The organism is uncultured Phascolarctobacterium sp. (genome assembly GCF_934190775.1).
In the GTDB taxonomy this organism is placed as follows: domain Bacteria; phylum Bacillota; class Negativicutes; order Acidaminococcales; family Acidaminococcaceae; genus Phascolarctobacterium_A.
The window spans coordinates 1-15364 of record NZ_CAKPTG010000008.1; the positions used below are offsets into that span (position 1 = coordinate 1).

Annotated in this window: 15 protein-coding genes; 2 read left to right on the forward strand and 13 right to left on the reverse strand. The window is 50.6% G+C overall.

All coding sequences use genetic code 11. The features are described from left to right. The first annotated feature begins 77 nt into the window (after positions 1 to 77). The gene (locus Q0G26_RS05715; RefSeq protein ID WP_293829126.1) at positions 78 to 209 is read left to right on the forward strand and encodes a hypothetical protein; all 132 of its coding nucleotides are present in this window, start codon (positions 78 to 80) and stop codon (positions 207 to 209) included. 67 nt (positions 210 to 276) lie between these two features. On the opposite strand, the gene Q0G26_RS05720 is transcribed toward Q0G26_RS05715, so the two are convergent. From Q0G26_RS05720 to Q0G26_RS05755, 8 genes are all read right to left on the reverse strand, one after another. Beyond that, on the reverse strand, positions 277 to 1101 hold the full coding sequence (locus tag Q0G26_RS05720) for an Asp23/Gls24 family envelope stress response protein (protein ID WP_293829127.1): 825 nt from the start codon (positions 1099 to 1101) through the stop codon (positions 277 to 279). After that, positions 1092 to 1916, reverse strand: a complete 825-nt coding sequence (locus Q0G26_RS05725; RefSeq protein WP_293829128.1) for a PHP domain-containing protein — start codon at positions 1914 to 1916, stop codon at positions 1092 to 1094. Before Q0G26_RS05725 ends, Q0G26_RS05720 begins: the two co-directional genes overlap by 10 nt. Continuing rightward, positions 1916 to 3400 (reverse strand): leucyl aminopeptidase, encoded by a 1485-nt coding sequence (locus Q0G26_RS05730; protein ID WP_293829129.1) that lies wholly within the window; start codon positions 3398 to 3400, stop codon positions 1916 to 1918. Before Q0G26_RS05730 ends, Q0G26_RS05725 begins: the two co-directional genes overlap by 1 nt. Before the next feature lie 19 nt (positions 3401 to 3419). Further along, positions 3420 to 4712, reverse strand: coding sequence for an SH3 domain-containing protein (locus Q0G26_RS05735; RefSeq protein ID WP_293829130.1), 1293 nt, complete (start codon positions 4710 to 4712; stop codon positions 3420 to 3422). A 153-nt stretch (positions 4713 to 4865) separates the two neighbouring features. After that, positions 4866 to 5495, reverse strand: a complete 630-nt coding sequence (plsY, locus tag Q0G26_RS05740) for a glycerol-3-phosphate 1-O-acyltransferase PlsY (RefSeq protein ID WP_210684437.1) — start codon at positions 5493 to 5495, stop codon at positions 4866 to 4868. A 21-nt stretch (positions 5496 to 5516) separates the two neighbouring features. Beyond that, positions 5517 to 6845: a ribosome biogenesis GTPase Der gene (gene der / locus Q0G26_RS05745; RefSeq protein WP_293829131.1), complete on the reverse strand. Its 1329-nt coding sequence runs from the start codon at positions 6843 to 6845 to the stop codon at positions 5517 to 5519. 307 nt (positions 6846 to 7152) lie between these two features. Continuing rightward, a complete protein-coding gene (locus Q0G26_RS05750; protein WP_293829132.1) occupies positions 7153 to 7662 on the reverse strand; it encodes a cob(I)yrinic acid a,c-diamide adenosyltransferase in 510 nt (169 codons plus the stop codon). A 9-nt stretch (positions 7663 to 7671) separates the two neighbouring features. Then, complete coding sequence (locus Q0G26_RS05755) at positions 7672 to 8955, reverse strand: DUF512 domain-containing protein (RefSeq protein WP_293829133.1); 1284 nt, start codon at positions 8953 to 8955, stop codon at positions 7672 to 7674. A 33-nt stretch (positions 8956 to 8988) separates the two neighbouring features. Between Q0G26_RS05755 and Q0G26_RS05760 the strand changes: the two genes are divergently transcribed. Further along, on the forward strand, positions 8989 to 9321 hold the full coding sequence (locus Q0G26_RS05760) for a hypothetical protein (protein ID WP_293829134.1): 333 nt from the start codon (positions 8989 to 8991) through the stop codon (positions 9319 to 9321). A 107-nt stretch (positions 9322 to 9428) separates the two neighbouring features. Here Q0G26_RS05760 and Q0G26_RS05765 read toward each other — a convergent pair whose 3' ends face one another. The 5 genes from Q0G26_RS05765 to cmk all read right to left on the reverse strand — a co-directional run bounded on the left by Q0G26_RS05765 (position 9429) and on the right by cmk (position 15274). Then, positions 9429 to 10601, reverse strand: coding sequence for a S1 RNA-binding domain-containing protein (locus Q0G26_RS05765; RefSeq protein ID WP_293829135.1), 1173 nt, complete (start codon positions 10599 to 10601; stop codon positions 9429 to 9431). Positions 10602 to 10866: 265 nt separating this feature from the next. Beyond that, a complete protein-coding gene (fni, locus tag Q0G26_RS05770) occupies positions 10867 to 11931 on the reverse strand; it encodes a type 2 isopentenyl-diphosphate Delta-isomerase (protein ID WP_293829136.1) in 1065 nt (354 codons plus the stop codon). Between the two features lie 12 nt (positions 11932 to 11943). Further along, entirely contained in the window at positions 11944 to 14013 is a 2070-nt protein-coding gene (gene ispH, locus Q0G26_RS05775) for a 4-hydroxy-3-methylbut-2-enyl diphosphate reductase (RefSeq protein ID WP_293829137.1), read from the reverse strand. After that, the gene (locus Q0G26_RS05780; protein WP_293829138.1) at positions 14013 to 14609 is read right to left on the reverse strand and encodes a lysophospholipid acyltransferase family protein; all 597 of its coding nucleotides are present in this window, start codon (positions 14607 to 14609) and stop codon (positions 14013 to 14015) included. The genes ispH and Q0G26_RS05780 overlap by 1 nt, the downstream gene beginning before the upstream one ends. Continuing rightward, complete coding sequence (gene cmk / locus Q0G26_RS05785; protein ID WP_293829139.1) at positions 14606 to 15274, reverse strand: (d)CMP kinase; 669 nt, start codon at positions 15272 to 15274, stop codon at positions 14606 to 14608. Before cmk ends, Q0G26_RS05780 begins: the two co-directional genes overlap by 4 nt. Positions 15275 to 15364 lie beyond the last annotated feature (90 nt).

A 15364-nucleotide genomic window follows, 5' to 3' on the forward strand; every position in this document is an offset into this window, starting at 1 on the left:
ATGATATAGCCATCTGCTGGCTAGAAAATCACAATCCCTTCTTCTTAATTTGTCCTTGACAAAGGGTACAGTTTACTATGGGCGCAACAAATGCCAATACTGCTACTGCTAAACGTCTGTTAAGCATGGGACTTACTGTGCAGGATATTGCCAAAGCTACTTCTCTCCCAATTGAACAGGTTGAAGCTTTGAAGGCTGAACAGGCTTGATAAGCTCACGCACCCAAATTAAAGGCGTTCTACCGCAGTCAGGTAGAACGCCTTTAGTGTTCTCTATTCACTTCTTCACAGCCAGACTGCGGATGGAAACATTCACGTTCTTCACCTTCATCGCTGTCATATACTCAACCTTTTCCTTAATCTTCGCCTGGAACTGCTTGGTAACAGCAAAAAGCTTGACGCCGTAATACAGCACAACCTCCACGCTGATGACAATACCTTTGCTGTTGTCACTGCGGCGGCGCACCTTAATCGATGTCACGCGCTCGATTCCCTCCAGCTTGCGCCCGATGATCTGGATAATATCCTCCAACGCACTGTCGGAAATCAGCAGCTTGCCGTAAAAGCTGAACGATGGACGCACAATCGAACGGTCCGCGTCCTTCTCCTGCTTACGCTTGCTGGAAAAAAGATTATACGGCAAATCAGCAAAATAGCCTGTAAAATGCGGCTTCAGCTCCACCGTCGGCACCGGCACGATATGCTTGCCCTCCTGCAGACGTGCATGACGGGCCTTCTTGATTTCGGCCTTGCTGGCAATCTGGTTGATATACACCGTCTTGATTGGCTTATCCAGCTGCAGTCTGCCGATAATTTTGTTGATCATATTGTCGGAGGTAGCAATAATCAGCAGACGATGAATGTTACTGGTTGCCAGCGCCTCACGCACCGCCTGCGCGTGCCCTTCATCTGTGAAGATGGCACGCTTAACGGCCTGTATTCTGTTGTCTTCGTTCTTGGCGGAGGTTCCTGCAAGGATTTTAGTACCCTTAATCAGCAGGCCGTCGTCAATAATAGCATCACAGCGGTTGTCAAAGGCCACGCCGATGGCATGGTGGCTCTTGCCTGTACCGCTAGGTCCTACAAAAGCAACTACTTCCATTCTATTACACCCTTAACATCATCATATTGCACCTGCCAGATTCCCAGCTTCGTGGGAAAGCGGTCAGGGATTCCGTGAAAGTCACTGCCGCCGCTCACCAGCAGGCCGCGCTCCTTGGCCAGCGCCAGCCAATGGGCTTGCGCCTGCACATCCGCGCTGGGGTGCCACACCTCGATGCCGTCAAACGGTTCGGCAGCAAGCAAGCGCTCGGGCAAGGTTTTATCCACCAGCTCCGAGGGATGCGCCAGCACAGCAATGCCGCCTGCCTCGTGAATCAGCGCCACTGCCTCGTGCGGTGAAAGCTTGGGCTGCGGCACATACGCCGGTCCGCCGCGGTGCAGCAGTGCGTCGAAAACCTCCTGCACGGTAGCAAAATAGCCCTTCGCCACCAGCGCCTTGGCCACATGCGGGCGGCCCACTGCCCTGTTCTTGGGGTCGCAGGCATCTACCTCCACATGGTAGCCTAATTTATCCAGCTTTTCCAGCATGGCATATAAACGGTGCTCGCGCGCATGGCGCATTTCGTCCATTTTCTTATGCAGCGCTTCACATTCCATGGAAACGTGATAGCCTAAAATATGCACGGCATCATCCTCGTACTGCGTTCCCAGCTCCACGCCGGTGAGGACGCGGATGCGTCCGCCGTAGTGCTTCGCCGCCTCGCGCGCCTCTGCCATACCATTCCACGAATCATGGTCGGTGATAGCGATTACGCTGATGCCTTTAGCAACAGCCTCGTCCACCAGCATGGTCGGCGTGTAGCGTCCGTCGCTAAAGGTGCTGTGCAAATGTAAATCTACAAGCTGCGCAGCCATTACAGCATACCTGCCAGCTTAATCAGCGTCATGGTGCCAAAGGCAGTACCGCCTTTAACCTTGAAGCCCTCCGTCTTGGTAGCGGTGGAGGTGCCGCCGATATCAAGATGCGCCCAAGGGATATCCTTGTCAACGAATTCGCCGATGAACAGACCGCCGGTGATGCAGCCACCGGCACGTCCTGCACTGTTCAGCAGGTCCGCAACGTCGCTCTTGATGGCCTCCTTGCATTCGGGCAGGGAAGGCAGCTGCCAATAGTTTTCACCGGCCATGCGTCCTGCCAGCTTAATCTGCTCCACCAGCTCGTCATCATTGGCCACAATACCGCTGGTTTCGTTGCCTAAGGCGATGATTACCGCACCCGTCAGCGTTGCGATATCGATAACCTTCTTGGCACCCATTTGGCAGGCATACCAGACTGCGTCTGCCAACACCATGCGTCCTTCCGCATCGGTAGAAACCACTTCAATGGTTTTGCCGTTGGCTGCACGCACGATGTCGCCGGGGCGTTGCGCCTTGCCATCAGGCATATTTTCCGCGCAGGCCAGCACGCCGATAACGTTACATTTCAGACCCAAGCGTGCGATGGCGCGCATAGCGCCGAGTACAGCACCCGCACCTGTCATATCGTCCTTCATCTCGCCCATGTTGTCGTCAGGCTTAATGGAAATACCGCCGCTGTCGAAGGTGATGCCCTTACCTACAAAGGCTGTATAGGGCGCATCACCATTGCCATTGTAGCGCAAGGCAACAAGGCACGAAGGGTTATGACTGCCCTGGCCTACTGCCAGCAAAGCATGCATGCCTCTTGCTTCCATCAGCGCCTCGTCCATAACAGTGATTTCCAGCGGCAGCTCCTGCCCCAGCTTCAGGGCATCGTCGGCCATAGTCAGCGGTGTAACCACATTGCCAGGGTTATTCACGAGATCACGCGCATAGCACACTGCTTCCGCAGAGATTTCCGCAGCGGTAATGATTGCCGCTGCCTCCGGCACAGCGCTCAGCACGGCAGCCTCGCACAGCGGTGCCTGCTTAGCTTCGCTCTTGAAGCGGTTGAAGGTGTACGCGCCGAGGTACAGGCCTTCGACGAGCGCCTGCAGGTTTTTGCTGCGTTCGGCGTTCAGTAGAATAGGCGCCGCCAGTACAGCCTTTTGCGCCTTAGCCTTGTGCAAAGCGCGGGCAGCAGCGCCGGCAGCCTTACGGAAATTGTTCGGCTTGCAGTCCTTGCCCTCGCCGCAGCCTGCCAAAAGCAGTGTCAGCAGGCCTTCACCCTGCGGCAACACCAGTGTGGTTACGCTGCCTGTGTCATAAATATCGTCGTGCTGTGCGGTGTACGCCATTGCCGCCTTGGCTGCTGCCTCCGGCAGCTCCAGCTTGTCGATAGCCGCCGCACATTCCTTGCACAGAAAGAGGACAATACTGTCCGCGTCATTATAAGCTGCAGCGTTGAACTCCGCTGCGGTACATTGAAATTGGTTTAACATATCCTGAACTCTCCTATCATTATTTATATTCTATTGCAGTCTGCAATTCGTTAAGCATGGTATTACCGCTGGAGCGCTGCAACGACAAATCGCTCACCAGCACCTTCATCTCACGCATCCTCTGGCCTCTGGGGAAATAAGAACCCAGCGCATGAATGGTATAAGGTGTTTTGTCGATATTACCGATGTACATCAGGCAATGACCGTCCATATAAAGCGCTGCGCCGGGCATCAGCTTGCTGATGACAGCAGCGCGCTCCTGGGGAGTGCCGCTCAAGGTCTTCTTTGTGCCTGCGGTCTGCTCCTGCAAATCGGCATCGCGCGGCAGGATAATACCCACAGTACGATAAGCATTGAAGATCAGGCTTGAGCAGTCCACGCTGTTCTTCAAACCGCCCCAGCCATAAGGCTTGCCGTAAAATTTGAAGGCGGAATTCAGCAGATTGTTACTAGTATAGGGCAGATAACCGTAATGCACGGCAGAGGCAGTCTTCGGCACCAGCAGCTTCTGTTTCTGCAGTTGGCCTGCTTTAGTGCGCACCGGCGCAATTACCGTATAGGTACTGCTTTGCACGCTGTCCACCGGCAGACGTGCTCCCTGCTGGTACAGCACCTGCTCACCGTCAGTCTTCAGATTATATTCCGCATCGGTAACAACCAGAAACTTCTGCGGCTTCACAAAGCTACTCCAGGAATTCTTGTCGGTCATAGCTACATTATACTTGCTCACCCAGCCGCTATAATTGACTGCCTGCACATAGTAAAAATAACCATTGGCACTGGTGTGCAGCACAACCACCGGCTCGCCCGGGTCCAGCATCGTATTCTGCAGCGCATCAAAATCCTTGTCCGCAGCGTAATAGTACAGGCCCTCGCCCGTAGGCAGTGCGCGCACTGCGGTGCGACGCACCGTCACTGCATAGCGCACGCTCACGCTTTTGGGAATAGCGCTGACATTGCTCTGCTTGCGCAGGATATTCTTATAGTTTTCGCTCACCTTATTACCATGCAGATACAGGTCATCATCCAGAATGGAATAATCCATGATCTTAGTTTTGAGCGCGTCACTGCTCATCGTCGCCGGATAATTGGCCAGGTCAGGCATACTGCGGGAAGCAGCACGCACCTTGGCATTGAAGGCAGCAACACCCTTCGCATCAAGGATAAGCTTGTCGCCGTTCTTGTTCTGCTCCGTCCAGTGCGACGGGTTCACCAGCGGCGGATAATTGGTAATGCCTGCAGCTGAAGCACCTAAAGGCAGCAGCAGTCCGCAAACAACGGCAGCTGTATATAAAAGCTTTGCTAATCGCAATTTCGTTCCTCCCTCCTGCAGTATTAAGTCTACTGCAAATCACCTAAAATACTTGTAATATTATTATATTCTTTAGGCAGAACAAAAATCCTGCTTTAATATATGAAAAAAGCTGATGTAAGCGTTGGCCTACATCAGCGTAGAAGCGATATTTTATTTCTGCAGATCCTTGGCATTGCCCGGTTTGATTTTGCTTTCGGTGCCTGTAAGCAGGCGGTGAATATTTTCCTTGTGGCGCAAAACTACAAAGAAAGCGGCAACCACCGAGAAAATCACATAGGCAGAGGGATAACCCAGATACCACGCCAGCGGCGGCGTAAAGATGGCAGCCATAATGGAGCCAAGCGATACATAGCGCGTCAAAAGCACGCACACCAGCCAGATACCGAAGCTGGCCACCGCAACCTTAGGCATCATAAAAATCAACAGGCCCAGTGCGGTCGCAACGCCCTTGCCACCCTTAAAGCCCAAAAAGAGCGAATAATTGTGGCCCAAAAGCGCGCCCAAAGCAGTAACCACATCCAGCAGCGGATTGTGGAAAAAATAGCTCATAATACCAACGGCAAGAATACCCTTGAAGGCATCGGCAATCAGCACCAGCACCGCAGTTTTGGGACCGACAGTACGGAAAACGTTCGTCGTGCCGATATTTTTGCTGCCGTAGTTACGGATATCAATACCGTGAAAGGCCTGCACCAGCCATAAGCCGCTGGGAACAGAGCCGCAGACATGACCGAGCACAAAGCCCAGCAGAAAATGTAATATACCCACCTCATTGAACATAACAAATCACCTGACTTTTATTTATTCATCCTCGTTCTTACCACGGATAATCATCTGAATCGGTGTGCCTTCAAAGCCAAAGGCCTCACGCAACTTGTTCTCCAGATAACGCTGATAGGAGAAATGCATGATTTCCGGTTCGTTGACAAAGATAACAAAGGTTGGCGGTTTGATTTTGACCTGTGTAACATAAAGAATCTTAAGACGCTTGCCCTTTTCGGTCGGCGGCGGATTGATAGCCACAGCGTCCTCGATAACCTGATTGAGAATACTGGTAGCGATACGCATAGCATTCTGCTCGGCAACATAGGAAATAACCTCCGGCAGACGGTGAATACGCTGCTTGGTAACAGCAGAAACGAAAACTACTGGCGCATACTGCAGGAAAACAAGTTCCTTGCGCAGAGTTTCGGTATAACGCAAAGTGGAGGAATTGTCCTTCTCGTACAAATCCCATTTGTTGACAACCAGAATAACAGCCTTGCCTGCCTCATGAGCATAGCCAACGATACGTTTATCCTGCTCGGTAACACCCTCGACAGCATCAAAAACCATCAGCACAACGTCACTGCGGTCAACCGCACGCAGAGAACGCATAACGCTGTATTTTTCAATCGGTTCGTCAACCTTAGCCTTACGGCGCATACCTGCGGTATCAATGAACAGGTATTTCTGACCGTTGCGTACTACCGGAGTATCAATCGCATCACGGGTAGTGCCTGCAACATTACTTACGATAGAACGCTCCTCGCCTACCAGTGCGTTGAAAATAGAGGACTTGCCCACGTTAGGACGGCCGATCAGAGCAACCTTGATTTCGTCCTCCTCCTCCAGGTCGCCTGCCATCTTATCGGACGGGAACTTGGCAACAACGGCATCCAGCAAATCGCCCAAGCCCAAATGGTTGGAAGCGGAAACAGCAATCGGATCACCAATGCCCAGGTTATAGAATTCAAAGGTATTCATCTCCTGCTTCGGAGAATCCGCCTTATTAACAGCCAGAACAATCGGCTTCTTGGACTGACGCAGCAGACGGGCAACGTCAGCATCCTCGGTAGTAATGCCTGCACGCGCATCGCAGACGAACAGAATAACGTCCGCCTCCTTAATCGCAATCTGTGCCTGCTGACGGATAGAAACAGCAATAGCATCGGCATTCATGATTTCGATACCGCCGGTATCAACCATCATAAACTCGTGGTCCAGCCATTCGGCGGTAGCATACAGACGGTCGCGGGTAACGCCCGGTGTATCCTCAACAATGGAAATCCTGCTGTTGGCAAAAATATTAAAAAGAGTAGATTTGCCTACGTTAGGACGTCCAACTATAGCAACTATCGGTTTAGCCATAATCAAATCTCCTTCATCATAATAAATTTTTTAAAATGTGTCTATCATAGAAATGTAAAATTTTTTGTATATTTAGGGGGAAAGCCCCATTATAAGCTTAAACTCCTAAACGAGCAATTCACATATCGCAGAGCACGCATCCCCCTTCCGTCAGTTCGCTACGCTCACTGACACCTTCCCCAAGGGGAAGGCAAGACTAATAGCTTTCAATTAGCCTTCATTAGTATGTTCTTGGTTCCCCCTTGGGGGAACTGTCGCGTCAGCGACTAAAGGGGGTAACGCAGATGGAGTGGTATAACGCGCGCCTCTAGTGATCAATGCCGTTGCGCGAAGAGACTCCTTTATGAAAATAATGCTTAACCTCGCTCATATCAGTAACAAGGTCGGCAATTTTAATAAGCTCTTCCGGTGCACCTCTACCAGTAGTAATAACCTCAACGTTATTTTTATGCTCACGCAAAAAGTCCACAACCTCCTGCATCGGCAGCATCCGGGTAGCAAGCACAATATTCAGCTCATCAAGGATAATAATATCCGCAGCGTGGGAGCTGATAGCCTCTTTCGCTTCTTCCCAGCCGTCACGGCACATCTTCAAATCCACAGGATCGGGATTATGGAAATTAACAAAGGCGTCGCGTCCCACCTGCCGCAGCGTAAACCAGGGCAGATTCTTCGCAGCCCGCGCCTCGCCGTACTCAGGATCATCCTTCAAAAACGAAAGCATCAGCGTCTTCATACCATAACCGGAGGCACGCAGCGCTACGCCCAAAGCGGCAGTAGTCTTACCCTTGCCTGTACCTGTATAAACCTGCAGCATACGCTTCACCTATCTTTCCAATAATAAATGCAGCAGCTCCTTCGCACCCTTGGCAATTTCCACCTTACCGGGGTAGCGCTCCTTGAACTGCGCCAGCGACATATCATCCAAAAACAGCCTATCGTTATTCAAAACCACATCCGGCAGAATAATCTTCTTTTCCTGCACGTTCGCTAAGATATCAGTGCCCGTCAAAAGACCGGTAACATTCACCTTACCGCCGAAAAAGCTGTTAGGCACAGGCACAAAACGGTGCTCCGAACCGAACTGGCTGTTCAGCTTCGCCATCAAAGGCTCCAGCACACGGTAAGCGCCCTCACCCACGGGAATCACCGCAGGCTCTGCCGGATGAAAGCTCTGCATCTGCGCCAGGGCCTCGTCCCACTCCAGCATAAAGTTGGCAGTCAGGCCGATGCCGTTTTCCAGCTGCGGGAAGCCGTCGTACCATTCGGTAGGAGGAAAAGGCTTTTCCGCCAGCAGATAAAACTCGTCGCCCAAGTAGATAAACGTCTTGCCTGTTTCCTTACGGCAGCGCTCCTGCCATGCGGTCACCTGCTCCACAACCTCTGCGGCCTGCTCCTTCGTAAAGGTGGCAAGCTGCGTCAGGTGCTCGCGGTGCTTAGTAGTGCCTACGGGAACAACAGCCATCGTCAGTACATTGGGATACTGCGCGTACAAATCATGGAAGCTCTTGGCAAGAATCTCGCCATCGTTATAACCGGGGCAGCACACAATCTGCGTATGCACCTGAATGCCAGCATCGAACAAAAGCTGCAAGCGCTCCATCAACTGACCGGCGAAACGGTTATGCATCATCTGGCAACGCACCTGCGGGTCGGTAGCGTGTACAGAAACATACAGCGGCGTCAGATGTGTGCGGATAATCCGCTCAAAATCCTCATCCTTCATGTTGGTGAGTGTAATGAAGTTACCATATAAGAAGGACAGACGGTAATCGTCATCACGCACATACAGACCCGGACGCATACCTGGAATCATCTGGTCCACAAAGCAGAAAACACAGTTATTGTAGCAGGTCGCAACTCTGTCAAAAACTGCGGAATCAAACTCCAGACCAAGATCCTCATCCGGATATTTTTCTATATGTACCTGACGGCGTGTGCCATCGGTGGCCTCTATCTCCAGATCAACCTCGTAATCGGAGGTATAGAAGCTCAATTCAATTATATCCTTAACCTGTACGCCGTCCACGCTGCACAGCTTTTCGCCGGCCTTAATGCCTGCGTCCGCTGCCAAACTGTTCTTGCGTACACCACTAATAAGTCCTACCATTACAACTCCTTAAAAAAATGCAGATAATAAACCGTGAAAAGATTAGTCGTCAAATTATTATATCATATTAGCTTGAAGAATGCAAAAAGGGGACGCACTGCTGTGGCCCCTAAAATATCACCTTATTTATTATATAGCTTGCAGGATGAAAGCTTTTTTACTTACAATAATCACGCTCTTGGCAGCTGCAGCCTGCAAAAGTTCACAAAGCGCAACTTGCACAAAGCATGGCTTTATATTATAAGTGATAAGACAACCGCCCAACCAGGTGGGTTGCCGATTAAAGTTGCGGAAAAGCCGCCCCGTCCTCGTCAAAGTTTAGGGGCGGTTTTTCTATGTCCGTATGCTTTTACTTTCGGTTCTTAAAAATGAACGTCAGCAATGCTACGATAAAAATCCCATAAGTCAGAACACCTGAGCTTAGACTTTTCTAAACTCAGGTGTTTTTCTATCTTTAAATATTTACTTTTATCTTACTCTCTGTGCCATCTGCACAGCTTCGCCAGAAAGTTTTCTATCTGTTCGGACAGGTTTTGGCTCTGATGAGATTTTTTGCCGCCCATGTAGGAACGATATTCGTTATTTTCAGTCTCGCGTTTAACATTGGAAATGCTCAGGCCGATTTTTCTGTTGTCCAGATCCATTTTAATGATTTCAGCTTTAACAACTTGGCCAACTTCCAGAACATCGCCAGGAGCTTTGATGTTCTCAGGAGCGATTTCGGAAATGTGAACCAGACCTTCAACTTTGTTGCTCAGTTTAACGATAGCGCCGAAAGGCAGCAGACGAACAACTTCAACGTCCAGGATATCACCGATGTGGAATTGAGAAGCTTCTACCTTCCAGGGGTCTTCCTGAGTAGCTTTGATGCTCAGAGCAACACGTTTTTTTTCGCGGTCAATGCTCTTAACCAGAACTGTTACTTCGTCGCCTTTTTTAGCAACGTCAGTAGCTTTTACGCTACGATCCCAGGACAGTTCAGTGTTGTGAACCAGACCAACCAGGCCTTCGCCGATTTCAACGAACAGACCGTATTCAACAACCTTTACAACCTTCCCAGTGTAAACTTCGCCTTCTTCAACGGAATTGTAAGCAGCCTCTTCAGCAGCAGCGCGTGCTGCTTTAGCAGCAGCAATACGAGCTTCTTTACCTTCTTTGTAAGCTTTGCGTTTAGCGTCAGCTTCAGCTCTCAGCAGGTCGCGGCGGGAAACAACGATGCGTTTTTTCTCCAGGTCAACTTCGATGATTTCAGCTTCCAGCTCTTTGCCGATGTAACCGCTGAAGTCTTCTACGCGGCGCAGTTCAACATGAGATGCGGGCATAAAGCCTTCAACACCTTCAACTGCAACACCCAGACCAGCGATGTTTTTAGCTTTATTTTTGATGATGCGCAGAACCTTAACGGTTGCCGGACGCTTTTCGCCTTCAGCCAGCTCAGCAACATTTTTCCATGCTGCGTCGCGCTCAGCTTTGATTTTGGACAGACGAACGAAATCGCTCTTGGTGCTGCCGGGAACAACCTTAGCTTCTACTTCGTCGCCAACTTTGATGGAGTTTTGCAGTTCTTCAGCACTTTCGGTCTGGTCCCATATGGAGGATTCGCCCACGTTAGGACGTCCATCTATAGTAACTATCGGTTTAACCATAATCAAATCTCCTTCATCATAATAAATTTTTTGTATATTGCGGGGGAATCCCCCTTCCGTCAGTTCGCTACGCTCACTGACACCTTACCAAAGTGGCAGGCAAGAAAGGTTAGCTTAAACTCCCAAACGAACAATTAATATATCAATGCAGATAATCAACCGAAAAAAGACTAGTCATTTGATAATTATATCATATAAGCTTAAAGAATACAAAAAGGGGGTCGCAATGCTGCGACCCCAACATACAAAAATATCTACTTTTATCTTACCCTCTGCGCCATCTGCACAGCTTCGCCAGCTCGTAGCCGCGACTGGCAATAAAGTCACGCGTTTCTCCCATCACAACGAGCGGAACGTTACGCAGCTCCTTCGGCGTCAGGCAGCCCAAAAGCAGCATGTACTTCTGCAGTCCTTCCGCCAGCGCTTCCACATAATCTGCGGCAGCGTCAACCCCCTGCTTCATGACAAGCTGCAAAAGCGGTGCGGTAATGCCCACTGCGTCCGCACCCAGAGCAAAGGCACGCGCAACATCGCCTGCGCTGCGGATGCCGCCGCTGGCCAACAGCAATGCCTCCTGCGGCAGCACCTGCTGCGCGTCCAGCAGGCTCCAGCAGGTTGATACGCCCCAGGCAGCAAACTCCTCCGTCAGCTCCACGCCCTGACGCTTCGCCTCAATCGCCGGGAAGTTCGTCCCCCCTGCGCCGGCACAGTCAAAGGCTGTAAAGCCTTCTTCCAGCAAAAGCTCGTACTGCTCTGCCGCAATACCGCAGCCTGTTTCTTTAACAATCACAGGCACGCTTACAGCATCACGCATCTGCAGCATGTTCGCCAAAAGTCCGCAGGTATCCTTATCGCCTTCGGCCATCCACAGCTCCTGCGCGGCGTTCAGGTGCACCTCCAGCGCGTCAGCGTGCAGCATGTCGATGGCAGCCTGCGCCTGCGCAGGCGTAGCCAGTGCGCTGATGTTGCCAATTACCAGACCGTCAGCAAGCTCCTCACGCACCACAGTATAGCTGGCAATGCCGCTGCCATCACGCACAGCGCCGAACTGCGAGCCTACAGCCATACCGATACCGGTACGTGCTGCCACCTGCGCCAGCTTCCTGTTGATCTCCGTCACCGCATCTGTACTGCCTGTTATAGCATCAATGAAAAAAGGCAAACGCAGACGTTTGCCTAAAATTTCTACAGATAAAACAATGTCTGCCGGATTAATCTCCGGCAGACAATTGTGTAAGAAGCGGAGATCAGCAAGGTGCGTTGCCGCCGGGCCATCGCCCAGCTCCAGGGCATATTGAATATGTTCTAGCTTACGCTTTGCACGTTGCATATCCTTCTCCAATTATTTTTCGAGGTTTTCCAGCTGTTCGGACAGGTTTTGGCTCAGGTGAGATTTTTTGCCGCCCATGTAGGAACGATATTCGTTCTTTTCAGCGTCGCGTTTAACCTTGGAAATGCTCAGGCCAATTTTTCTGCTGTCCAGATCCATTTTAATGATTTCAGCTTTAACAACTTGGCCAACTTCCAGAACATCGCTAGGAGCTTCGATGCGCTCAGGAGCGATTTCGGAAATGTGAACCAGACCTTCAACCTTGTCGCTCAGTTTAACGATAGCGCCGAAAGCCAGCAGACGAACAACTTCTACGTCCAGGATATCACCGATATGGAATTGAGAAGCTTCTACCTTCCAGGGGTTTTCCTGAGTAGCTTTGATGCTCAGAGCAACACGTCTGTTTTCGCGGTCAATGCTCTTAACCAGAACGGTTACTTCGTCGCCTTCTTTAGCAACGTCAGCAGCTTTTACGCTACGATCCCAGGACAGCTCGGTGTTGTGAACCAGACCAACCAGGCCTTCGCCGATTTCAACGAACAGGCCGAATTCAGCAACCTTTACAACCTTACCGGTGTAAACTTCGCCTTCTTCAACAGAGTTGTAAGCAGCTTCTTCAGCAGCAGCGCGTGCTGCTTTATTAGCAGCAATACGAGCTTCTTTAGCTTCCTTGTAAGCTTTGCGTTTAGCATCAGCTTCAGTTCTCAGCAGGTCGCGGCGGGAAACAACAATGCGTTTTTTCTCCAGGTCAACTTCGATGATTTCAGCTTCCAGCTCTTTGCCGATGTAACCGCTGAAGTCTTCTACGCGGCGCAGTTCAACATGAGATGCGGGCATGAAGCCTTCAACACCTTCAACTGCAACACCCAGACCAACGATGTTTTTAGCTTTGTTTTTGATGATGCGCAGAACCTTAACGGTTGCCGGGCGTTTTTCGCCTTCGGGCAGCTCAGCAACATTTTTCCATGCAGCGTCGCGCTCAGCTTTGATTTTGGACAGACGAACGAAATCACTCTTGGTGCTGCCAGGAACAACCTTAGCTTCTACTTCGTCGCCAACTTTGATAGTGTTTTGCAGTTCTTCAGCAGTTTCGGTCTGGGACCATTCGGAATAAGGAATCAGACCATCATGTCTATATCCGAAAGATACATATACGCCGTCTTTATCCAATTGAATAACGGTACCATTGACAACTTTGCCAGGATATACCTCTACCTCCATACTTTCGTTGAGCATTCTTTCAAAATCCATGTTTTCCATTACTAAAATAGCCTCCTTAATTAAACGGTCCGGAGTCGATGCTCCTGCCGTGATTCCTATTTTATTGCAACCCCTTAGCATATCGCTGCTCAGCTCGCTTGCAGTCTCTATATGATATGCCTGCCTGCAATGCTCTTGCACCAGCTCGAAAAGATGCCTTGTGTTGGCGCTGTTGCGTCCGCCGATAACGATAACGGCATCCGACTCTGCAGCCAGCTTTACAGCCGCCTGCTGTCTTTGCGCTGTCGCCAGACAGATGGTGCGCTCCACACGGTATTCTCCCGGTCGCTGCTCCTGCAGTGCCTGCAATATATCATTAAATTTCTGCAGCTCAAAAGTCGTCTGGATGATTACTCCATAACGCTCCTGGCGCGGTACATAAGAGATATCTTTTATACATTCTACACAGATAGCGTTTTTTCCTGCCCATTTTAAAATACTTTTTACTTCCGGATGATTTTTTTCTCCGACTATTACAGGAAAATAGCCATCAGCTGCTGCCTGAGCAGCCTTTTGCTGTGCCAGGCGTACATTCGGACAGGTTGCGTCCAGAATTGTCAGCCCTTGTTTTTCTGCCTGCGCGTAGGTTTCAGGCCCCTCGCCGTGTGAACGGAAGATAACCGTTTCACCGGGAGCGAACTGCTCCAGGCTATCCTTACAGGCAATGCCCTTCGATGCAAGCTCGGCAATCAGCTGGGGATTGTGTATCAAAGGTCCCAGCGTTGCACCCTGCACATGGTCGTTCGCAGCCTTCTGGGCCAACGCCACCGCGCGCTTCACACCATAGCAAAAGCCACAGTGTTCTGCTACCTTAATTTCCATTATGCATCTTCACCTGCCTGCAGCCTTGCAATGTGCTGCATCATCTCTTCAGTCATTGCATGCAAGAATTCTTTGTTCACTTCAGCGCCTTCAGGAAAAGGCATCGGCTTGCCAAAGCGCACCGTCACCTTCGGCCAGATGCGGCCATGACGCTTGTAATCGGTACCGATGATGCAGGCCGGCACAATAGTTGCCTTCACCTTGCTCGCCATCATCAGTGCTCCGGGCTGAGCCTTACCAAGCTCACCGGTCTTGCTGCGTGTTCCCTCGGGGAAAATCGCCAGCACATTACCACTTTCCAGGATTTCAATACCATGCTTGATGGCAGCACGGTCTGCACCACCACGGCGCACCGGGAAAGCGCCCAGAATTTTATAGATTGTGCCCAGAACCGGCACAAACAGCTCTTCCTTGGCCATGAAATGGACCTTACGGGTTGCTGCTGTACCAAGTACAGGCGGATCAAGCAGACTCAGATGGTTGCTCGCTATTACCAGCGGACCATCCTTGGGAATATTTTCTCTTCCCTCTATCTTCAGTCGCAATACGACTGTAAAAATAAGCTTTAAAAGCCCTTTTACTATAGTATAAATCATTGTGCGCGCTCCTGCACCAGCTGTAGAATTTTATCAGTAACCTCGCTGATGCCCATATCAGATGTATCCAGGAGCAAGGCATCCTCTGCCTGACGCAGCGGACTGATTGCACGCTCGCTATCCTGCTTGTCGCGCTCAGCGATATCTGCCTGCAGCTGCTGCAAATCAACCTGCTGACCTTTCGCTACCATTTCCGCATAGCGGCGGCGCGCTCTTTCCTCAACGGAAGCAGTAAGAAAAATTTTCAGCTGTGCGTTCGGGAAGACAACCGTACCGATATCACGACCGTCCATCAGGACACCGCCTGCCTCGCCCATACGGCGCTGCTGGTCTACCATCGCCTCACGCACTGCTCCGATAGCAGCAACACGCGATACGATCGCCGTTACTTCGGGAGTACGGATAGCATCGGTAACCTCGGTACCGTCCACAAAAACACGATTGATTTTTGCCTCCGGCTTGAAGTCAATCAGCATAGTCTTGGATAAGCCGCTGATAAAGTCCTCGTCAAAAGGTTTGCCTGTCTGCAAAAACTTCCAGGCTACGCTTCTGTACATGGCACCGGTATCAATATAGGCATAGCCTAATTTTTCGGCAGCCAGCTTCGCAATAGTGCTTTTGCCTGCACCTGCGGGACCATCAATTGCCACAACAATTTTCTTCATTCTACATAACCACACTTTATAATGTATTAGCTATCTATATAATACCATGTTTTACATGTATATGGATAGCCTAATTTTAGTCAAATTTAT